The organism is Nocardioides sp. GY 10113 (assembly GCF_004919105.1).
GTDB lineage: Bacteria > Actinomycetota > Actinomycetes > Propionibacteriales > Nocardioidaceae > Nocardioides.
This window is the reverse complement of record NZ_STGK01000004.1, coordinates 47,246-67,265: the sequence shown is the minus strand read 5'-3', so window position 1 is coordinate 67,265 and position 20,020 is coordinate 47,246. Positions and strand designations below refer to the sequence as shown.

17 protein-coding genes are annotated in these 20,020 nt (G+C 73.2%); 6 read left to right on the top strand and 11 right to left on the bottom strand.

Going from position 1 to position 20,020, the window contains the following annotated elements:
* Positions 1 to 7 precede the first annotated feature (7 nt).
* Genes E8D34_RS06440 through E8D34_RS06415 form a run of 6 tightly spaced genes read left to right on the top strand, consistent with a single transcriptional unit; the run spans position 8 to position 6,644 of the window.
* Complete coding sequence (locus tag E8D34_RS06440; RefSeq protein ID WP_136593793.1) at positions 8 to 1,141, top strand: MCE family protein; 1,134 nt, start codon at positions 8 to 10, stop codon at positions 1,139 to 1,141.
* The gene (locus tag E8D34_RS06435) at positions 1,141 to 2,259 is read left to right on the top strand and encodes an MlaD family protein (RefSeq protein ID WP_136593792.1); all 1,119 of its coding nucleotides are present in this window, start codon (positions 1,141 to 1,143) and stop codon (positions 2,257 to 2,259) included. The genes E8D34_RS06440 and E8D34_RS06435 overlap by 1 nt, the downstream gene beginning before the upstream one ends.
* Positions 2,256 to 3,290 carry an MCE family protein gene (locus E8D34_RS06430; RefSeq protein ID WP_136593791.1) on the top strand — a complete coding sequence of 345 codons (1,035 nt, stop codon included), beginning with the start codon at positions 2,256 to 2,258 and terminating at the stop codon, positions 3,288 to 3,290. The genes E8D34_RS06435 and E8D34_RS06430 overlap by 4 nt, the downstream gene beginning before the upstream one ends.
* Positions 3,287 to 4,414, top strand: a complete 1,128-nt coding sequence (locus E8D34_RS06425) for an MCE family protein (protein ID WP_136593790.1) — start codon at positions 3,287 to 3,289, stop codon at positions 4,412 to 4,414. Before E8D34_RS06430 ends, E8D34_RS06425 begins: the two co-directional genes overlap by 4 nt.
* Entirely contained in the window at positions 4,411 to 5,433 is a 1,023-nt protein-coding gene (locus E8D34_RS06420) for an MlaD family protein (protein ID WP_168929354.1), read from the top strand. The genes E8D34_RS06425 and E8D34_RS06420 overlap by 4 nt, the downstream gene beginning before the upstream one ends.
* Positions 5,430 to 6,644: an MlaD family protein gene (locus E8D34_RS06415; RefSeq protein ID WP_136593788.1), complete on the top strand. Its 1,215-nt coding sequence runs from the start codon at positions 5,430 to 5,432 to the stop codon at positions 6,642 to 6,644. Before E8D34_RS06420 ends, E8D34_RS06415 begins: the two co-directional genes overlap by 4 nt.
* A 29-nt stretch (positions 6,645 to 6,673) precedes the next feature.
* Here E8D34_RS06415 and E8D34_RS06410 read toward each other — a convergent pair whose 3' ends face one another.
* The 11 genes from E8D34_RS06410 to E8D34_RS06360 all read right to left on the bottom strand — a co-directional run bounded on the left by E8D34_RS06410 (position 6,674) and on the right by E8D34_RS06360 (position 19,980).
* On the bottom strand, positions 6,674 to 7,879 hold the full coding sequence (locus E8D34_RS06410) for a crosslink repair DNA glycosylase YcaQ family protein (protein WP_240771172.1): 1,206 nt from the start codon (positions 7,877 to 7,879) through the stop codon (positions 6,674 to 6,676).
* Between the two features lie 34 nt (positions 7,880 to 7,913).
* Positions 7,914 to 8,615, bottom strand: a complete 702-nt coding sequence (locus tag E8D34_RS06405) for a response regulator transcription factor (protein WP_240771170.1) — start codon at positions 8,613 to 8,615, stop codon at positions 7,914 to 7,916.
* Positions 8,616 to 8,661: 46 nt separating this feature from the next.
* Positions 8,662 to 9,297, bottom strand: a complete 636-nt coding sequence (raiA, locus tag E8D34_RS06400; RefSeq protein ID WP_136593786.1) for a ribosome-associated translation inhibitor RaiA — start codon at positions 9,295 to 9,297, stop codon at positions 8,662 to 8,664.
* Positions 9,298 to 10,081: 784 nt separating this feature from the next.
* Complete coding sequence (locus E8D34_RS06395; RefSeq protein WP_136593785.1) at positions 10,082 to 10,849, bottom strand: ComF family protein; 768 nt, start codon at positions 10,847 to 10,849, stop codon at positions 10,082 to 10,084.
* A 74-nt stretch (positions 10,850 to 10,923) separates the two neighbouring features.
* Positions 10,924 to 12,717 (bottom strand): LpqB family beta-propeller domain-containing protein, encoded by a 1,794-nt coding sequence (locus E8D34_RS06390; protein WP_136593784.1) that lies wholly within the window; start codon positions 12,715 to 12,717, stop codon positions 10,924 to 10,926.
* A complete protein-coding gene (gene mtrB, locus E8D34_RS06385) occupies positions 12,714 to 14,462 on the bottom strand; it encodes an MtrAB system histidine kinase MtrB (RefSeq protein ID WP_136593783.1) in 1,749 nt (582 codons plus the stop codon). Before mtrB ends, E8D34_RS06390 begins: the two co-directional genes overlap by 4 nt.
* A 60-nt stretch (positions 14,463 to 14,522) precedes the next feature.
* The gene (mtrA, locus tag E8D34_RS06380; protein WP_136593782.1) at positions 14,523 to 15,230 is read right to left on the bottom strand and encodes an MtrAB system response regulator MtrA; all 708 of its coding nucleotides are present in this window, start codon (positions 15,228 to 15,230) and stop codon (positions 14,523 to 14,525) included.
* A gap of 385 nt (positions 15,231 to 15,615) precedes the next feature.
* A complete protein-coding gene (ahcY, locus tag E8D34_RS06375) occupies positions 15,616 to 17,043 on the bottom strand; it encodes an adenosylhomocysteinase (protein WP_136593781.1) in 1,428 nt (475 codons plus the stop codon).
* 188 nt (positions 17,044 to 17,231) lie between these two features.
* Complete coding sequence (locus E8D34_RS06370) at positions 17,232 to 17,726, bottom strand: adenylyltransferase/cytidyltransferase family protein (RefSeq protein ID WP_136593780.1); 495 nt, start codon at positions 17,724 to 17,726, stop codon at positions 17,232 to 17,234.
* Positions 17,727 to 17,793: 67 nt separating this feature from the next.
* Positions 17,794 to 18,780, bottom strand: a complete 987-nt coding sequence (locus E8D34_RS06365) for a DUF808 domain-containing protein (RefSeq protein ID WP_136593779.1) — start codon at positions 18,778 to 18,780, stop codon at positions 17,794 to 17,796.
* 9 nt (positions 18,781 to 18,789) lie between these two features.
* Positions 18,790 to 19,980: an acyltransferase family protein gene (locus E8D34_RS06360; protein WP_136593778.1), complete on the bottom strand. Its 1,191-nt coding sequence runs from the start codon at positions 19,978 to 19,980 to the stop codon at positions 18,790 to 18,792.
* Positions 19,981 to 20,020: the final 40 nt, after the last annotated feature.

Here is a 20,020-nt window from a genome sequence, read left to right as displayed (position 1 = left end):
GTGGACGATGAGCGAGCACCTCTTCCCGCGCTCCCGGGTCTCACCCCGCGCGCTGCGGCTGCGCCTGGCCGCGATCGGCCTGGCCGGCGGGCTGCTGCTCGGCACCCTCACGCTCGTCCTCGGCCTGCAGACGCTGGGCGTGCTCAGCGGCGATGTCCGGGTACGGGTGCTGCTGCCCACCGTCGGCGACACCCTGGGGGTCAACTCGGACGTGAAGTACCAGGGCCTGCGCGTGGGGCGGGTGGTCAGCGTGGACCCCGGCGTCGACGGCGCCGACGGCCCCAGCGCAGAGGTGCTCGTGCAGGCCGAGAGCGCCGACCTGATCCCCGCCGCCGTCCGGGCCCGCGTGCTGCCGGGCACCCTCTTCGGCGGCGAGTACGTCGACCTGGTGCTGCCCGCGGGCCGGGGCGGCGTGGTGACCACCGCCGCCTCCCGCGGGTCGGGCGGCGCTGCGCCCCTGACCGACGGCGACATCGTGGCCGCCGACACCTCCCGCGCCACCCTGCGGCTGATGGACACCTTCGAGACCACCCAGCGGCTGCTGGCCTCGATCGACCCGGGCGCCTGGGACGAGGCGCTCTCCCAGCTGGCCGCCGCGCTCGACGGCCGGGGCCGGGACCTGCGCCGGATGATCCGCGACGGCGACGACTTCCTCGCCCGCTGGGCCGCGCTCGAGCCCCGCGTCTTCGGCAGCCTCGACCTCGCCGCCGAGGCCAGCGACACCGTCGCCGACGTCGAGCCCGCCTTCGTCAGCGCGCTGGAGGACTCCCTGCCGATGGCCCGGACCATCGTCGGCCAGGAGAAGCGGATCCAGCGGCTGGCCACCGGCACCACCGAGTTGCTGGAGGGCACCGAGGGCGTCGACGGCCTGACCGCCTTCCTGGCCGAGCACCGCGCCGAGACCGCGCGTGCCCTGGACGGACTGGCCGCCACCCTCCGCGTCTTCGCCGACCGCCACCCGGCCTTCGCCGCCCTGCTGAGCAAGGCGCCGCGGGTGCTCACCAACGGCGCCGCGGCGGTCCAGGACGGGAAGATCCAGATGGAGGGCGTGCTCTCGCTGGCCTTCCTCGACCCGTACGACGCCGAGGACTGCCCGCGCTACGGCGACCTCGCCGGGAAGAGCTGCGGGGGTGGCCGCTGATGGCCCGTCAGCTGGCCGCGCTGCGGCGCCACCCGGGTGCGCTCGGCGGCGTCGCGCTCTTCACCGTCGTCGCGGTGGTGCTCACCGCGATGGTCGCCGGGACGCTCTCGCGCGGCCGGTCGGGCGACACGATCACGCTCACCGCCGTCTTCTCCGACGCCACCGGGCTGCGCGCCGGCGACGACGTACGGCTGGCCGGGGTCCGCGTGGGCACGGTGACCGACGCCCGCCTCGGCACCGGCGCCCAGACGGGGCGCGCGGTGGTGACCTTCACGGTGGCGGCCGACACCCGGCTGCGGACCGACACGATCGCCTCGATCGACTACCTGAACCTGATGGGTCAGCGCTACATCGCCCTGGGGCGGCCCGCGGGCGCCACCGACCTGCAGCAGGCGGCGTACCGGGGCACGTCCGGGACGGACCGCGGCGAAGGGTCCGCCCGGGTGGCCCGTGGCACCCTCGAGGACGGCGACACGATCCCGCTCCGCTCGACCCGACCCGCGCTCGACCTGACCGCGATGATGAACGCGTTCCGGCCGATCTTCGACCTCCTCGAGCCCGAGGACGTCAACACGATGGCGAGCAACATCGTCGCGCTGCTGCAGGGGCAGGGCGGGACGCTGCAGCACCTGCTGGACCAGACGACGGAGCTGACCACCGGGCTGACCCGCCGCGACGCCGCCTTCGGCGAGGTCGTCGACAACCTGAGCCTGGTGCTGGACGACACGGCGTCGCACCGGGCCGAGATCAGCCGGATGCTGCGCGGGCTGGGCTCGCTGGCCGAGGGCGTCGCCGCCGATCGCGACCGGATCGCCACCGGCCTGAGGGCGATGGCCCGGCTCAGCGCCACCACCGCGGACGTGATCGACGAGGCCGGGCCCAGCGTCATCGACGACGCCAAGGTGGCCCGCATCGTCACCGAGTACCTCGCGACCCACCAGGACGAGCTGCTGGCCGCGGGCGAGGGCCTGCCGGTCCAGCTCGAGGTCTACCTGCGCAGCCTCGGCTACGGCAGCTACCTCAACGTCTACATCTGCAACCTCGACATCCGGCTCAAGGGGGTCGCCGGCTCGCTCCCGCTGAGCAGCAACGACACCTACACGGAGCGCTGCCGATGAGCGCGCGGGGCGGCGGTTCGAGCGGCAGCGGCTCGCGGGGCGGGGCCGGCGGCGCGTGGCGCGGGCTGGGCCTGCCGCTGCGGATCGTGGTCGGACTGGTCGCGGCCGGCCTCCTGCTGGTCGGCCTGCGCGCGGTGACCGGCGAGCCGACGTACCACGCCCGGTTGCGCCAGAGCGCCGGGCTCGACGCCGGTGACGAGGTGCGGGTGGCCGGGATCCAGGTCGGCTCGGTGACCGCGGTGACCGTCGACGGCGACCAGGTCGACGTCGCCTTCACCCTGGACCATGACCCCGGGGAGATCGGGATCAGCGCCGCCAGCGGCGTCGAGGTGAAGCTCCTCTCGGTGCTCGGCCAGCGGTTCCTCGCGCTCGAGCCGGGCTCCGGCGTCGCGCTGGCCGACGGTGGCACGATCACGGTCGAGCACGCCCGCGACACCTACACCCTGGGCCGGTTCTGGCTGGACAGCACGCCCACCATCGACGACCTGGACCTGGGCACCCTGGAGGAGGCGCTGCGCACCCTCGGCTCCGAGCTCACGGTGGCGCCGGAGCAGCTGCGCAGCGCCCTCGACGGCATCACCGGCGTCTCCCGGATGGTCACCCGCCGGCAGGAGCAGCTGGACCGGCTGCTGACCTCGACCCGGACGGTCACCACGCTCGTCCTCGACCAGACCGCCGACCTGGACCGGGTCCTCACCAGCGGCGAGCGGCTGATGACGATGCTCGCCGAGCAGCGCGAGGTGCTGCGCACCCTGCTGCGCGAGGCGCACCGCTTCGTCAGCGGCCTGGCCGAGGTGGTCGAGCAGACGTCCCCGCACCTGACCCCGATGCTGCGCGACCTCCGGAGGACGCTCGACCTGCTCGCCGAGCACCGCAAGGACCTCGGCGAGGTGCTGCGCCTGGCGGGTCCGATGACCCGGGTGTTCACCAACTCCGCGGGCGACGGCCCGTGGCTGGGCGTCAACGCGCCGTACGCGATCCTCCCCGACAACCTCGTCTGCGACGCCGTCGACCGGGAGGGGTGCCGATGAGCGCGCTCCGGGACCGTCGACTGCCGATCGGGCTGGCCGCGCTGCTGCTCGGCGTGGTCCTCCTCCAGGGCTCCACGCTGACCGCCTGGCTCGCCGGTGGGCGCGACGGCGCCCTGGTGGTGACCGCGGACTTCACCGACACCACCGGCCTGTACGTCGGCAACCGGGTCACCTACCTCGGGGTGCCGGTCGGGAAGGTGGTGGAGGTCCAGCGACGGGGCACCTCGATGCGCGCCGTGCTGCACCTGGACCCCGCGACGCGGGTGCCCGCCGACGCGGGCGCCGAGATCATCCAGGACGCACTGGTGACCGACCGGACGATCGAGCTGGGTCCGGCCTACACCGGCGGTCCCACCCTGGCCGACGGCGGCCACATCGCGCTGGACCACACCCGCTCCCCCGCCAACGTGGACGACGTCGCGGCCTCGCTGGACGGCCTGGTCCGGGCCCTCAGCGAGGGGGGCGGACCCGGCCTCGGCACGCTGCTCTCCTCCACCGCCGACACCCTGCGCGGCAACGGCGCCGCGCTGCGCGGGGCGCTCGCCGGCGGCGAGGACGCGCTGACGGTCGTCAACGGCGAGGGCGAGGAGCTCACCGCCGTCACCGCCGACCTGGCCCGGGTGATCGACCTGCTCGCCGCGCGCGAGGAGCAGATCCGCCGGCTCGCCCGCGGCACCCGGGCCGCGACCGGGGTGCTGGCCGACCAGCGCGAGGCGATGGCGGCCACGCTGACCACCCTCGACAGGCTCGCCCGCCAGGCCGACCGGCTGCTCTCCGAGAACGGCGACGTGATCGGCCACGACCTGGCCGGCCTCGACGACCTGGTCGCCCTGGTCAACGAGCACAGGGACTCCCTCGGCGAGGCCTGGGACGTGATGCCGACCATGGCCGAGAACTACGTCCGCGCCTACGACTGGAAGCTGGACCGGCTCCGCGTGCAGTTCGCGCTCAGCGTCGGCCCCTTCTCCGCGGTCGTCCGCGACCACTTCTGCCAGCTGCTCGCCCAGGACGCCCCCTCCGGCGCCCAGCTCTGCGCGACGCTCTTCGAGCCCGACGGGACGGGCCTGCTCGACCCGTGGTTCGACGGGATCTACGACAGCATCCCGGGGGGTGGCATCCCGTGATCCGCCTTCGCTCGTACGCCGCCGCGGCGGCGCTCCTGGGCACCGCCGGCCTGGCCTCCGGCTGCGGGCTGGACCTCCAGGACGTGCCCCTGCCCCACCTCGTCTCCGGGCCGACGTACCAGATCACCGTCGAGTTCGCCGACGCCCTCAACCTGCCGGTCGACGCCCCGGTCAAGCTGGACGGCGCGACGGTCGGCGAGGTGCGCGAGGTCACCGCGGGCGACTACGTGGCCGAGGTGGACCTCGCGCTCTCGGAGGCCGTCCGGCTGCGCTCGTCCAGCCGCGCCGAGATCCGGCTGACCGCTCCGATGGGCACGGCGTTCGTCCAGCTGCTGCCGGGCCGGAAGGGGCGGCTGCTGGGCGAGGGCGACACCCTGACCACGGCCGCGACCAGCACCGCCCCCGACGTGACCGACCTGCTCGCCTCGCTGTCGACGATCGTCACCGGCGGCAGCTTCCGCGACGTGGCGACGGTGATCGAGGAGCTCAACGTCGCGCTGACCGGCAACGCCGGCCGGGTGCACAGCCTGCTCGCCCGCCTGGACACGGCGGTGACCCACATGAACGACCAGTTCCCGGCCCTGGACCGGCTCACCGTCGCCCTGGACCGGCTCACCGACCGGCTGGCCGAGGACCTGCCCACGATCACCGCGTCGATGACCGAGCTGACCGACCTGGTCGACGTGCTGGATCGTCAGCGCGAGCGGATGATGACCACGCTGGAGGCGATCACCCGGTTCGGGTCGGTGGCCACCCCGTTCACGGCGTCGGTGCGCGACGACGCGGTCGGCGCGCTCGCCGACCTGCGTACGGTGCTCACCTCGCTGGTGGGCAGCCGCGACGACATCACCGGCCTGCTCAACGGGCTGGCCGCGTTCGCGAAGGGCAGCGACGCGGCCACGCCGGGCGACTTCGTCAACTTCGACCTGACGTTCCTGCTCGACCTCGACGCGCTCACCCAGCTCTCCTCCGGCGACGACCCGCGGGTCCGGCCCGGCCAGCAGGGAGGGGCGCGATGACCGCCGAGCCCCCCGCCGCCGACGGCGTCCGGCCGGCGGCGACGACGACGACCCAGCCGACCGCCCTCGCTCTCGCCCTCGCGGGCACCGACCGTCCCGTCGGCAGCGCGCAGCTGTGGAAGCGGCGTGCCCGGCTCGCGCAGGCGCTGATCCTCGCGGTGATGGTCGGCGGCGTCGTGTACGTCGCCGACACCGTGGTCGGCGGCACGCTGTTCCACCACCCCTACCACGTCACGATCGCCCTGCCCGAGGCCGGCGGACTCCACGTCGGCTCGACCGTCACCTACCGCGGGCAGCGCATCGGCGAGGTCACCGCCGTGGCGCTGACCGGACGCGGCACGGGCGCGACGGTGGAGGCCGAGCTGGCCATCGACCCCGGCGTGGAGGTGCCCGCCGACAGCGACTTCGAGGTCCACAACCTCTCCGCCGTCGGCGAGCAGTACCTCGACGTCCGCCCCCGCACCGCCGGCGGCGACCTGCTCGCCGACGGCGACAGCGTGCCGCTGGAGGACACCTCCACCCCGCTGACCGTGGCCCAGGTGCTGGCCCACGCCCAGGTCCTGCTGCGCGACGTGGACCCCGGGGACATCCGGACCATCGTCGAGGAGACCAACGCGGTGTTCCGCGGCGGAGCGGTCGACCTGCGGTCGTTGTCGATCCAGGTGGAGGCGGCCTTCGCGCTGCTGCAGGACCTCGAGCCGACCCTGACCCGGATCGTGGAGAACGGCGAGGTGCCGCTGCGGACGGCCGTCGCGCTCGGGCCCGACATCCGCGCCGTCGCGCGGGACCTGGCGCTGGTGGCGCACACCTTCCGCAACGCGAGCCCGACGATCCGCAGCGCGGTGCTCGAGGCGACCGACCTGCTCCCCCGGCTCCAGGAGCTGTGGCGCACCTCGTCGCCGCGTGTCCGCAGCCTGCTGCGCAACGGGGTGCCGATCACCACCCTGTCCACGACCCACCTGCGGGGCCTGAACCACTGGCTGGACTGGGTGCCGATGCAGGCCGACGCGATGGCGGGCGCGACCCGCGCCGGCAGCGGGCGCGTGGTCCTGGTGCCGCGGGTCCTGAAGAACTGCGTCTACTCCCCCCGCCACCAGCGCGACATCCACGACACCAGCCGCCGCGCCCCCCAGACCGACGTGCACTGCACCGACCCGCCCGAGGGGACCCAGGTCCGCGGGTCCGGCAACGTCCCCGTCGCAGGCCGCTGAGGTACGAGCCGACCGTGCTCGAGGGCTGCTCAGGGCGCTGCGGATGCGCTGAGGGCCGGGGCGAGGTCGCCGCGGGGCGCGACCACGATGTCGCCCAGGCCCAGCCATCCGGCGAGACGGCGGAGCTCGATCGCGAGCTCGGCCGCCGTCTCCACCGGGGCGTGCGGCTCGGCGTACGCACCCTGGACCAGGAGCAACCCGGCGGCGCGGTCCGCCTTGAGATCGACGCGCGCCACGATCCGGTCGCCGAGCAGGAACGGCAGCACGTAGTAGCCGTGCACCCGCTTGTCGGCGGGAACGTAGATCTCGATCCGGTAGCTGAAGTCGAAGAGCGCCTCGGCGCGCGCCCGCTCCCACACCACCGGGTCGAACGGGCTGAGCAGCGTCCGCGCCGGGATCCGGCGCGGCACCCGCGCGCCGGCGTACAGGTAGCCGGGGCGGGTCCACCCCTCGACGGCGACCGGCTCCAGCTCGCCGGCCTCGACGAGCGTCGCCACGGCGACGGCGGTCTCGTCGGTGCGCAGCCGGTAGTAGTCGGCGAGATCGCGCACGCCTGCGACGCCGTGGCTGCGCGCCGCGCGCCGGACCAGCTCGACGTGGGCCTCGGCGGCCGGCAACGGCGCCGCCTCGACGTGCGCGGCGGGGATCACCCGCTCCGGGAGGTCGTAGACGACCTCGAACTGGCGGGTGCGCCCGGCGATCGCGAGGTCGCCGGTGCGGTAGAGGATGTCCAGCGCCTTGCGCGCCGCGGACCAGTTCCAGCCCCAGTGGTCGCGGCTGCGCGGGCTGCCGTCGTCCAGGGCGCTCGCCGGCAGCGCGCCGCGGTCGGTGATCTCGGCGAACAGCTCCTTCTTCAGGCCGTGGTCCACGTCGCGCCACCACCCGAAGTTCTGCTCGCGATAGCGCTCCATCCGGAACCGCATCACCGGCCACAGGTCCACCGGCATGTAGGCCTGGACGTGCGCCCAGTACTCCACCAGGCGGCGCGGGCGGCGCTCGGCCGCCCGGTGCAGGAGCGCCGTGTCGTAGGGCCCCATCCGGGAGTACAGCGGCATGTAGTGCGCCCGCTGGAGCACGTTGACGCTGTCGACCTGGAGGACCCCGGTGCGCTCCACGGTGCGGGTCAGGGTGCGCATCGTGGGCGTCGCGTGCGCCGGGTCGGCGAAGCCCTGCGCGGCCAGCGCGATCCGGCGCGCCTGGGCGAGCGAGAGGGACTGAACCGATCGGGACTGCACGCGGCTCACCCTAGGGAGGGCCACCGACGCGCCGTCACTCGATCTCGACGAGCTTCTCCCGCACGGCGTACATGACCGCCTCCATCCGCGAGTGCAGCTGGAGCTTCTCGAGCATGTTGCGGACGTGGTTCTTGACGGTGTTCTCGCTGATCGCGAGCCGGTGGGCGACCTCGCGGTTGCTGAGGCCCTTGGCGACCAGCCGCAGCACCTCGAGCTCGCGCTCGGTGAGCTTGAGCGCCGGGCCCTGGGTCCGCTCGGGCGAGGACATGTTCTTGAACTCGCTGATCAGCTTGGACGCCATCGACGGGCTGATCAGCGACTGGCCGTCGGCCACCACCCGGATCCCCTGCGCGACCTCCTCGATCGAGGAGTCCTTGAGCAGGTAGCCCGAGGCGCCGCTCTTCACGGCCTCGTAGAGGTCGGCCTCCTCGTCGGAGACGGTGAGCATGATGATCTTGGTGGTCGGGACGGCCTCCTTGATCCGGAGGCAGGAGGCGATGCCGGACTGCTTCGGCATCCGCACGTCGAGCAGCACCACGTCGGGGACCGTGCTGATCGCGAGCTCGACCCCCCGGGCGCCGTCGTCCGCCTCGCCGACGACCTCGATCCCCGGCTCGATCCCGAGCAGCATCGTCAGGCCCCGTCTGAAGAGCTCCTGGTCGTCGACGACCAGGACCCTGGTCGCCTCGTTGCCACGCTCGGTCGGGGCGCCGCCTGCCGGAGGAGTGCCGTTCACCACACGCGCATCATGGCACGCCGCTCCGGCAGGCCGTGCACCGTCCTCAGCCGGCCGTGTCGCCGAGCTCGAGCGAGATCACGCCGTAGTCGTAGCCGCGGCGCCGGTAGACGACCGACGGGCGCTCACTCTCCTTGTCCACGAACAGGTAGAAGTCGTGGCCGACGAGCTCCATCTCGTACAGGGCCTGGTCGAGCGTCATCGCGCTCGCCGAGTGGGTCTTCTCGCGCACCACCAGCGGTCCGTCGCCGGTGACCGTGATCGGTCCGACCTGCCGCTCCTCGACCCCGTCGGTCTCGGCCGGGGCGCCGTTGACCAGGTCCTCGACGCGCTCCGGCGAGAGCGCCTGGCCCATCGACGCCGGGGTCCGGCGGCCGCGGTGGACGCGGCGCCGGTCGGCGGCGCGCCGCATCTGGCCGGCCATCTTGTCGAGCGCGAGGTCCAGCGCACCCATCTTGTCGTCGGCCGCGGCCTCCGCGCGGATCACCGGGCCCTTGGAGAACGCCGTGAGCTCGACGTGGACCGCGCGATCGTGCTGGCGCGGGTTGGGCTCGCTGTCCACCTCTACGTGGACCCGGATGATCCGGTGGTCGTGCTTCTCGAGGCGGGCGAGCTTCTCCGCACAGTGCTCGCGGAACCGCTCCGAGATCTCGCAGTGCCGTCCGGTGACCACAACGTCCATCAGTGACCTCCATGTGTTGGGTTGATGGGTTCAATCAGTTGCCCCACGCCGAGTGGCGCGTGGCCGAGGAAAGCTCGAAGGGCCGTGCGCCGGCCCGGGCGTCGTCAGCTCTGCGGTATCTCGTCCGGGCGACGACTGGGCGGGTGGGCGCGGCCGGACACCGGGCGCGCGAGGGCGACGCGAAGGGGGGCCACGAGGTCGCAACCGTCGTCGAGCGCCGAACACGAGGTCAGACCGTTTTCTGGCGTTCTGTGCGTGTGGCCGCAAGCGGGGGGCGCGAAGGCGACCTGAAAAGCGAAGCGGTCGTCGAGCGCACAGCCACATCCGCCACCCAGCACCTCGGGCGTTCTGTGCGTGCGGCCCCGAGCGGGGGGCGCGAAGGCGACCTTGAGAGCGAAGCGGTCGTCGAGCGCCCCCCGCGAAGGGGACGCTCCACAGAACGCGCGAGGTGGAGTCCGCTCGGCCGACCTGGTTTTCGCCCCCACACCCGCCTGCTGAGGCGCCCGCAGCTTCTTGCCACTACTGACCTTCTCCCGGCGGCGGCCACATCTGGTGGCCGGGCCGAGGCAGGACTTACGACTAAGCCGCACCGTGATCATCTCCACCGGACCTGAGCCCGGGCTCGACTTACGTGGACCGTTTCGCCTGCGACTGGCATCGGCTTGCCGCTCGACTCGCGGACATCCGCGCGCCGCTGCGACGCAACCACGGACCCGAGCGGACTCCATGTACAGACGTTAGTTCGTGGGCACTCCGGAAGAAAGGTCTGGACCGGATCCGTGCGTCACACTTCGCGAATCCTCAGGGACGGACCGGGCGGGATGGGGCTCGCCGAGCGCTTGGCCGTGGCCGCGACGACGGCGACGCCCAGCACCGGTACGCCGGAGGCCTCGAGCGCCCGCTGCGCCTCGCGCGCGGTGGCGCCGGTGGTCAGCACGTCGTCGCAGACCAGCACGTGCGCGGCGTGGCCGGCGAGGCGTCGCAACCGGCGCGTCGGGCAGTGCAGCGCGCCGACCAGGTTGGCCGTCCGTGCGGCGGCGTCGAGGCCGGACTGGTCGACGACGCCGCGACGCATCGCGAGCAGCGGCACAGCGGTCGTGGGCCGTCCTGCCTCGCTCAGCCACCGAGCGGCGTGGGCGGTCAGGGCGGCGGTGGGGTCGAAGCCCCGCGCCCGCACGGCGGACCGGCGGGAGGGCACCGGCACCAGCAGCGCCGGGTCGCCGCCGACGGTGCCGGCCAGCGCCGCCGCGGCGGCCCGGGCGAGCTGGCGTCCGAGGGGACGGGTCAGTGCCTGGACCCGCTGCTCCTTGTGCGCCAGCACCATGGCGCGCAGCGGGCCGGCGTACGCCCCGGTGGCCCAGGGCGGCGCGAGACCCGGCGGCGCGGGCTCGGGCCACGCCGGTCGGGCGGTGTCCGGAAGCGCCCGGAGGCAGCCCTCGCACAGTGCCCGGCCGGGCCGCTCGCACGCCACGCAGGCCGAACCGAGCACGAGCTCGAGCCAGGCGTCGACCAGGGACGACGCGCCTCGTTCGCCGGTCGGGGGGTGGGGCACGCGTCCATCGGAGCACGCGGCCCCGGCCGGGCGCAGGCGCCCGCCGGTGCCCTGGGGACGGTGGGGCGGGCAGGTCAGCCGACGTAGTGCAACTGGCTCACGGCGGTGCCGATCTGCACGCTCTCCCGGGTCCGTACGTCGACCAGCGACTCGCGCAGCACGGCGTAGGTCGGGAGGCGGCTGGTGCCCGGGCCGGCGAGCGAGAGCACCCGACCGCTGACGATGGTGGAGACCCCGTCGACACCGATGGCGGCGCCGTCGACGGAGAGCAGGTCCACCTCGAAGAGTCCACTGGGCCGCGCCGGGGTGATCACACCCAGGCGGGTCGGAGTGCTCCACGTGACGTCGAGCACGCGCCGTCCGGGGGCCGCCGGATCGAGGGTGTACGGGGCGAGCGCACGCGACACCCGTCCACCCGCACCGATGGCGATCCGGGCGCCGACGACGGCGTCCCCGCGGTCGGATCCGACGACCGCGACCAACCGGGTGCCGTCGCGGGAGACCTGGAGGATGCGCGCGTCGCTGCCGGTCACCCCGGGGACGTCGACCTGGCGGGCGCGGCCACCGGTCACGCACCACACCACGGCGCCGTTGCTCGTACGGTCCAGCAGCCACAGCCGACCGACGTAGTCCCAGGTCGGTCGGCCCAGGTCGGTCGCACCGTCGAGCACGACGTGGGACCGGGTGTGCTCGACGGCCTCGCCCTCGTCGGCCTGGTCGGGCAGCGGCCGGATGGCGGCGACCAGCGCGGTCCGACCGTCGGGCGTGACGGCCGCCGCCTGCTCGCCCTGCGGCACGACCGCGACCGACCGCAGCTCGGCGGTGTCCTCGCCGAAGGGCCCGTCGACGGGAGCGAGGTCGCCCGGGGTGCCGCGGACCACGCGGCCGGCGCTCAGGCCGTAGAGCAGCCCGGAGGTGGCCGGGCCGTTCGGGTCGAACTCCGAGCCGGAGTCGACCTGGTAGAGCGACTCGCCGTCGGCCAGGCGCACCTCATGGTCCCCGATCCGGATCCGGAACGCGGTGATCTCCGGGTCCTGGCGCAGGGTCCAGGCCAGCTGCGCGACCAGCAGCTCGGTCTGCTCCGGGGAGCCCGGATCCCCCTGCCCCGACAGGCTCACCTCGGCGATGCCGCTGTCGGAGACCGGGACCGAGAGGTTGACCGAGACGTCCTCGGGCACGTAGGTGCGGACGACGCCACGGAGGCGGCGCGCGGGGCCTTCGACGAGCGCGGAGACCAGTGACGTGGCCAGCTGCTCCCCCGCCGGCACGAAGACCGGCTCGGGCACGAGGGTGCGCCCCGTCGGGTCGAAGTAGTACAGCGACACCTGCCGGAACCGCTGCTGGAACCACGACACGGGGACGATCAGCGCATCGGGTGCCTCGGCGATCCGGAACTCGCCGTCGGCGATGGTCATCGGGAAGGTCAGCAGCCGGTCCTGCTGCGACATCGCGCCTCGCCACGCACCCGAGGCGTCGAGGCGGTCCGCGTCGGTCAGCTCGACCTGGACCTCGAGCGCGGACGCCGTCTCCTGGGGCGGCTGGAAGTCGCCGTAGACGATCATCGACCGCTCCGGGCCCCAGGACGCGGCGGCCTCGTCGCTGAGGTACTCCTTGGCGACGGAGGTCTGGATCGGCCAGGCGGTCATCGCATCGAGGAAGCCGCTCACGATCTCCGTCGGCGAGGAGCCCCGCACCGGCGGTCGGGCCGCGATGTCGGAGGCCGTTCGGCGGCCGTCGCTGGTCGACGCCTCGCGGGTCACCACCGGCCCGCGGTCGGGCAGGCCGACGCAGCCGGAGAGCACCAGCGCGGCGAGCAGTACGACGGGGAGGGCCAGGGTCCGCGGCGCCGGGCGGCGCGGGGCGGTCACCGCACGCCTCCGTGCTCGTCGGTGGATCGTGCGGACTGCTCGCTGACCGCCTCGTCGGTGGCGAGCGTGGGGGTGCCGGCGCCGAGCGCCTGGGTCTCCACGTCGACGGTCCGCGCGGCCTCGAGGGTGAGGGCGTCGGCGGGTGCGAGCGTCAGCGGGCTGTGGCTCAGCATGTTCCCGGCGTACCGCGGCACGGTGAGCCGGAACTGGGCGCCGCCGTGCGGGCGTCCCCAGGCCTGGAGCCATCCGCCGTGCAGGTGCGCGTCCTCCAGCGAGATCGCGAGGCCGAGCCCGGTGCCGCCGCTGATCCGGGTGCGGGCCGGGTCGGAGCGCCAGAACCGGTTGAACACCATCGCGGCCTCGCCCGGCGCCAGCCCGACGCCGTGGTCGCGGACCGTGACCGCGGCGGAGTGGTCGTCGCCCGCGAGCCGCACCTCCACGGGTTGGTGCGGGTTGTTCGGCTCGGCGTGGTCGATGGCGTTGTTGACCAGGTTGCGCAGGATCCGCTCGACCCGCCGGACGTCGACCTCGGCGCGCACCGCCCCCTGGGGTGCGATCACCCGCACGGGCACGCCACGCGACTCCGCCATCGGCCGACAGGCATCGACCACGCGGTGCGCGAGGTCGACCAGGTTGGCGTCCTCCGTCTCCAGGACCGCGACGCGGGCGTCGAACCGGCTGATCTCGAGCAGGTCGACCAGCAGGCCCTCGAACCGGTCGAGCTCGTCCTGGAGCAGCTCGGCGGCCCGGGCGGTCACCGGGTCGAACTCGTCGCGTGCCTCGTGCAGGACGTCGGCCGCCATCCGGACCGTGGTCAGCGGGGTCCGCAGCTCGTGGGAGACGTCGGAGACGAAGCGCCGCTGCACCCAGCTGAGCTCCTCGAGCTGGCGGATCTGGCGCTGCAGGTTGGTGGCCATCTGGTTGAACGAGTACGCCAGCCGCGCGAGGTCGTCCTCGCCGGTGACGCGCATCCGCTCCTGGAGCCTGCCGGCGGCGAGCCGCTCGGCGGTCTTGCGGGCCATCCGCACCGGCGTGACCACCTGACGGGTCACCAGCCACGCCGTCGCGGCGACGAGGAAGATCAGCAGTCCCGCCGCGGTCAGCAGCGCGCGGGTGACCAGGTCCAGCGTCTCCTGCTCCTCGTCCAGCGGGAACAGGAAGTAGACCGTGTAGGTCTCGCCGTCGGCGGGGAGCTGGACCTGCGAGCCGACGACCACACCCGGCTCGGAGGTCTCCACGCCGTCCTCGCTGTGCACGATCCGGCCGAAGGTCCAGGCCGTCGGCTGGTTGATGCCGTCGAAGTGCGCCTCGAGGTTCGGCGGGATGCTGGAGGTGTCGAGGCCCCCGGACGAGATCGCGCCGCCCTCTCCGAGCGACCCGTCGCTGCGCGCCGGTCCGCTGAGCACCACGTAGTAGCCGCGGCTGTCCCCGCGCTCGATGACGGGATCGATCAGGTCGCGCTGCTGGCGGCTCACGTTGACCTCGGTGCCGCTGGCCGCGGCCAGCCGGCGCTGGGCGTCGGCCACCTCCGCGTCCACCTCGCCGAGGACCACGTCCACCCGGTGGCGCAGCACGCCGTCCCGGGTCTGCTGCAGGAGCAGCCAGCCGACCGCGCTCACCACGACCGAGGAGAGGACCAGGGTGCCGACCACCACGCGGGCCTGGATGGAACGCCGCCAGAAGGTCAGCGCTCGCCGTAGCCGCGGGAGGACGGAGGCCCGCAGGGACCGGCCGTCGACTGCCATCGCCGCGCCCCTACCGGGACCCGCCAGCGGCGACCCGCAGCGGGGACTGGGAGGTCACGCCTAGCTCGCCCCGGCCTTGTAGCCGACCCCGCGCACGGTCAGCACGATCTCGGGGTGCTCCGGGTCGTGCTCGACCTTGGAGCGCAGCCGCTGCACGTGGACGTTGACCAGGCGGGTGTCGGCGGCGTGCTGGTAGCCCCAGACCTCCTCGAGCAGCACCTGGCGGGTGAAGACCTGCCAGGGCCGGCGGGCCAGGCACAGGAGCAGGTCGAACTCGAGCGGAGTGAGCGCGATCGGCGCACCGTCGCGCGTGACGGAGTGGCCGGCGACGTCGATCACCAGGTCCTTGAGGTTGATCACCTCGGCGACCACGGCGTCGGTGCGGCGCACCCGCGCCCGGATCCGGGCGACCAGCTCCTTGGGCTTGAACGGCTTCACGACGTAGTCGTCGGCGCCGGACTCGAGCCCGACCACGACGTCGATCGTGTCGCCCTTCGCGGTGAGCATCACGATCGGCACGCCCGACTCGGCCCGGATCTCCTTGCAGACGTCGATGCCGTCGCGGCCGGGCAGCATCAGGTCGAGCAGCACGAGGTCGGGCCGGTAGTCGCGGAACTCGCTGAGCGCCTGGTCCCCGCGCGAGCAGACACGGGAGTCGAAGCCCTCCTGGCGCAGCACGATGCCGAGCATCTCCGCCAGCGGGGCGTCGTCGTCGACCACCAGCACCCGACCCTTCGTGGGGTACGGCGGGGCGGCGGGCTGACTCATGCCGACCATCTTGCCATTCGGACCCCGGCGACCCCGTAATCACGAACGCACGCGGCCTGCCGGCGGAACGGACGAGGGCCGCCCGGTGAGCATCACCGAGCGGCCCTCGACAGACCTGTTGGTCGGCCAGCGCGAGGAACGCGAAGCAAGCGCTCCGCAGGGAGCGCCCACGCACCGCCCGCAACCACCGGCCTGACGTCCGCCGACGCGGGGAACGCGAAGCAAGCGCTCCGGAGGGAGCGACGAAGGAGCGACCGGAGGGCGCGAGCGAGCCTTCTCCGCGCGCGGACGCCGCGAGACGCCAGCGAACCTGGCGCCCCGCGGCGGTCAACCGCGTGGCCGGCAGCGTGTCGAGCGCAGCGACGACACGCTCGGCCCATTCAGCTCAGTAGCGGTAGTGCTCGGGCTTGAACGGGCCCTCGATCGGGACGCCGAGGTAGTCGGCCTGCTCCTGGGTGAGCTCGGTCAGCTCCACGCCGAGCGACGCGAGGTGGAGGCGGGCCACCTCCTCGTCCAGCTTCTTGGGCAGCACGTGCACGCCGACCTCGTACTCGGCGGCGTTCGCGTAGAGCTCGATCTGCGCCAGCACCTGGTTGGTGAACGAGTTGGACATCACGAACGACGGGTGACCGGTGGCGTTGCCGAGGTTGAGCAGGCGGCCCTCGGAGAGCACCAGGATCTTCTTCCCGTCGGGGAAGATCCACTGGTGGACCTGGGGCTTGATCTCGTCCTTGACGATGCCCGGGATCTTCGCCAGGCCGGCCATGTCGATCTCGTTGTCGAAGTGGCCGATGTTGCCGACGATCGCCTGGTGCTTCATCTTCTCGAAGTGCTCGGCCCGGATGATGTCGAAGTTGCCGGTCGTGGTCACGAAGATGTCGGCCTTGTCGACGACCGACTCGAGGCGCTTGACCTCGTAGCCGTCCATCGCCGCCTGGAGGGCGCAGATCGGGTCGATCTCGGTGACGATGACCCGGGCACCCTGGCCGCGCAGCGACTCCGCGCAGCCCTTGCCGACGTCGCCGTAGCCGCAGACGACGGCGACCTTGCCGCCGATCAGCACGTCGGTGGCGCGGTTGATGCCGTCGATCAGGCTGTGCCGGCAGCCGTACTTGTTGTCGAACTTCGACTTGGTGACCGAGTCGTTGACGTTGATCGCCGGGAAGAGCAGCGAGCCCTCCTTGAAGCGCTCGTAGAGGCGGAGCACACCGGTGGTGGTCTCCTCGGAGACGCCCTTGATGCCGTTGGCGATCGTGGTCCAGCGCTGCGGGTCCTTCTCCAGCGAGCGACCGAGGACGCGCAGCACCTCCTTGAACTCGTGGTTGTCGGTGCTGTCCGGGGAGGGCACGGCGCCGGCCTTCTCGAACTCGACGCCCTTGTGCACCAGCAGCGTGATGTCGCCGCCGTCGTCGAGGAGCATGTTGGGCCCCTCGCCGTCGAAGTCGAAGACCTGCTCGGCGAGGTCCCAGTACTCGGCCAGGGTCTCGCCCTTCCAGGCGAAGACCGGCGTGCCCTGCGGGTTGGAGTGGGTGCCGTTCGGCCCCACGACGACCGCCGCGGCGGCGTGGTCCTGGGTGGAGAAGATGTTGCAGGAGGCCCAGCGGACCTGGGCGCCGAGCGCAACCAGCGTCTCGATCAGCACGGCGGTCTGCACCGTCATGTGCAGCGAGCCCGCGATCCGGGCGCCCTTGAGCGGCTGCGAGGCGGCGTACCGATCCCGCATCGCCATCAGGCCGGGCATCTCGTGCTCGGCGAGCGCGAGCTCCTTCCGGCCGTACTCGGCCAGGGTCAGGTCAGCAACGTTGTAGTCCATGGATGTGTCGTCCTCGAGACTCGTGGAGTTGTGTCCTGCGGCGCATCTGCGCTCCTCCGGGATCTCCCGCGCATGACCGGGCCAGCCTACAAGCGCGGGCCGGACCCGATGAATCGGAACGCACCGATCGCGGGCCCGCGCGGCTCGGGCGTGCCGGCTCGGGGCGGGCCGCCTCGGGGCACGTCGGCTCAGGTCAGGTCGCGGTAGTGCGTCAGCAGGTTGGTCAGGCTGGTGACGGCGGACTGGAGCTCGTCGAGGTGGGCCGGGTCGAGCGCACGCAGCATCTGCTTGATCTCGGTGCTGGAGACGCCGACGGTGCGCGGCAGGTAGACGACCTCGCAGAGCTCCTCGAGGTCGTCGAACTTCCCGCGCCAGTCGTCGCCCATCACGAAGACGTCGACGCCGTACTCGGCGATGTCGGCGGCCTTCTGCTCCCAGGCGTGCTCGGGGATGACCAGGTCGACGCCGCGGATGGCGCCGACGATCGCCGCGCGGTCCTCGTAGGAGACCACCGAGCGCTTGCCCTTGGCGGCGTTGAACTCGTCGCTCGAGACGCCCACGATCAGCCGGTCCCCCATCGCGGTCAGCCGCTCGATGAGGCGCAGGTGACCGATGTGGAACAGGTCGAAGGTGCCGTAGGTGAGGACGGTCCTGCCGCCGGGTCGCTCCTGCGTCGTCTCCACGTCCAGCCTCCGTCCTTCGTCGTGCGACACCGCGTCGGCACGCCGGGCGATGGTAGCCCGCAGCGGGTCAAGACGTGGCTTCGTCGGAGGCTGCTGCCGGCTCCGCCGGGTGACCGTGCCCGCCACGCCGCGGGACCAGGTGCGTCACCAGGACCACCAGGGCGCCGACGAGCAGACCGACGAGGGTCGAGACCGCGGTGTTGGTCAGCCAGGCCAGGGCCGGGCCGAGCACCGGTACGTCGACCGCGTGACGCACCTCCTCCTCGAGGTGGTGCAGCGCGTCGTAGGGCGCGTGCCACCAGCCCGCCTCTGCGAGGTTCGCGATCAGGATGTGACCGCCGACCCACAGCATCGCGACGGTCCCGATGACGGTGATCGCGGCCAGCAGCCGCGGCATCGCCGCCACCAGCCAGCGCCCGACCCGCTGCGCCGACTGCGAGCTGCGCTCGGCGAGGTGCAGCCCGATGTCGTCCATCTTCACGATCAGCCCGACCACGCCGTAGACGCCGACGGTGATCGCCACCGCGACCACCACCAGGATCGCCAGCCGGCCGAGGAACGGCTCGTCGGCGACCTCGTTCAGCGCGATCACCATGATCTCGGCGGACAGGATCAGGTCGGTGCGGACCGCGCCGGCGATCAGCTCGCGCTCCGCCTCCGGCCCGCGGACCGCGGCCGGGGCGTCGTGCTGGCCGTGGCCCGAGACCTTCTCCCAGACCTTCTCGGCCCCCTCGAAGGCGAGGTAGGTGCCGCCGACCATCAGGATGATCGGCAGCGCGCCCGGCAGGAACTGGCTGAGCACCAGCGCGGCCGGCAGGATCAGCAGCAGCTTGTTGCGGATCGAGCCGACCGCGATCTTCTTGACGATCGGGAGCTCCCGGTCCGCCGTGACGCCCTGGACGTACTGCGGGGTGACCGCGGTGTCGTCGACCACGACGCCGGCCGCCTTCGCGGTGGCCCGGCCGGCGGCCGCGCCCACGTCGTCGATCGACGCCGCCGCCAGCTTGGCGATCGCTGCCACATCGTCCAGCAGCCCGAACAGACCCGCACTCATGGGCGCAGGCTACCGGCCCCGTACGACGCCGGGCCGACCCTCCGCCCCGGTGGCCGCCCCGGTGGACGGCGCGGTGGTCGGCGCGGCGGTCGGCGCGGAGGTCGGCGCGGCGGTCGGAACGGGGGTCGGAACGGGGGTCGGCACGGGGGTCGACGCGAGGCTGGCAGCGGTCAGGTCGACGGCGCCGCGCACCTTGCGCTGCGCCGCTCCGAACGGGTCCACGAGCACGCCCAGGCGCCGCGCGACGGGGTCCGAGGCCAGCGTCAGCGCCACCGCGACCGCGACGGCGGTGGTCAGCGCCAGGCCCACCGCGGGCGGCACCGACGACGCGCCCACCCAGTCCGGGTAGCCGGCGTACTCGGCGCCCTTCACGACGAACCCGTGGCAGAGGTAGACGACCAGGGTCGCGCCGCCCATCCGGCTGTACCAGCCGGATCGGCGGGGCACCAGCGCCAGGAACGCCAGCGCACCCAGGGTGCCGACCGCCAGCAGCGCCGCGCGGGTGAGCAGCGCACGGGCGTCGCCCACCTCCAGCTCGCCGTAGGTCGATCGGTAGTACAGCCACTCGGTGCTCGCCCAGCGGTCGAGGTCGGCCGCGAGCAGCCACAGACCGGCGAAGAAGGCCACCGCGGCCGCCGCCGGCAGCGGTCCGCGCAGCAGCGCCAGGCGCTCGGGGGTCGCCTTGAGCCCGAGCACGAAGAACGGCAGGAACCCGAGCACCCGGGCGATGTCGAGGGTGTCGCCGGCCCACAGCCCCGCCGCGAGGCTGATCGCCACGGCGAGGGCCAGGCCGCCGGGCAGCGGCCGGAACAGGGGCGTCAGCAGCCGCCAGCAGAAGAGCGCCGGCAGGAACCAGAGCGGCCAGTGCGGGTCGCGGAACAGGTCCTCGAGCCGCTCGCCGCCGACGTGGATCCGGAACAGCGCCAGCGCGCACTCGAACATCAGGTACGGCACGGCCACCGTGCGCACCAGGCTCACCAGCCGGTCGGGCCGGTAGTCGAAGCCGCGCGAGAGGTACCCGGTGACCAGCACGAACGCCGGCATGTGCCAGGCGTAGAGGAAGTCGTAGAGGCGGCCGGTCAGCCCGCCCGGCGGCAGCAGGGTCCAGGAGTGGCCGACCACGACCAAGGTCACCAGCGTGATCTTGGCGTTGTCCAGCCACGGGTCCCGGGTCGGGCGGTCGGTCGGTGCAGGAGGCATCACCGTGGCCTACCCGGTCCGCCGTGCGTCCAATCCCCGG

Coding starts and splice junctions, on each gene's coding strand:
- mtrA (WP_136593782.1), bottom strand. CDS start 15,230: ATGAGTCAGCCCGCCGCCCCGCCGTACCCCACGAAGGGTCGGGTGCTG.
- E8D34_RS06425 (WP_136593790.1), top strand. CDS start 3,287: ATGAGCGCGCTCCGGGACCGTCGACTGCCGATCGGGCTGGCCGCGCTG.
- E8D34_RS06415 (WP_136593788.1), top strand. CDS start 5,430: ATGACCGCCGAGCCCCCCGCCGCCGACGGCGTCCGGCCGGCGGCGACG.
- E8D34_RS06435 (WP_136593792.1), top strand. CDS start 1,141: ATGGCCCGTCAGCTGGCCGCGCTGCGGCGCCACCCGGGTGCGCTCGGC.
- E8D34_RS06360 (WP_136593778.1), bottom strand. CDS start 19,980: ATGCCTCCTGCACCGACCGACCGCCCGACCCGGGACCCGTGGCTGGAC.
- ahcY (WP_136593781.1), bottom strand. CDS start 17,043: ATGGACTACAACGTTGCTGACCTGACCCTGGCCGAGTACGGCCGGAAG.
- E8D34_RS06365 (WP_136593779.1), bottom strand. CDS start 18,780: ATGAGTGCGGGTCTGTTCGGGCTGCTGGACGATGTGGCAGCGATCGCC.
- E8D34_RS06430 (WP_136593791.1), top strand. CDS start 2,256: ATGAGCGCGCGGGGCGGCGGTTCGAGCGGCAGCGGCTCGCGGGGCGGG.
- E8D34_RS06440 (WP_136593793.1), top strand. CDS start 8: ATGAGCGAGCACCTCTTCCCGCGCTCCCGGGTCTCACCCCGCGCGCTG.
- mtrB (WP_136593783.1), bottom strand. CDS start 14,462: ATGGCAGTCGACGGCCGGTCCCTGCGGGCCTCCGTCCTCCCGCGGCTA.
- raiA (WP_136593786.1), bottom strand. CDS start 9,297: ATGGACGTTGTGGTCACCGGACGGCACTGCGAGATCTCGGAGCGGTTC.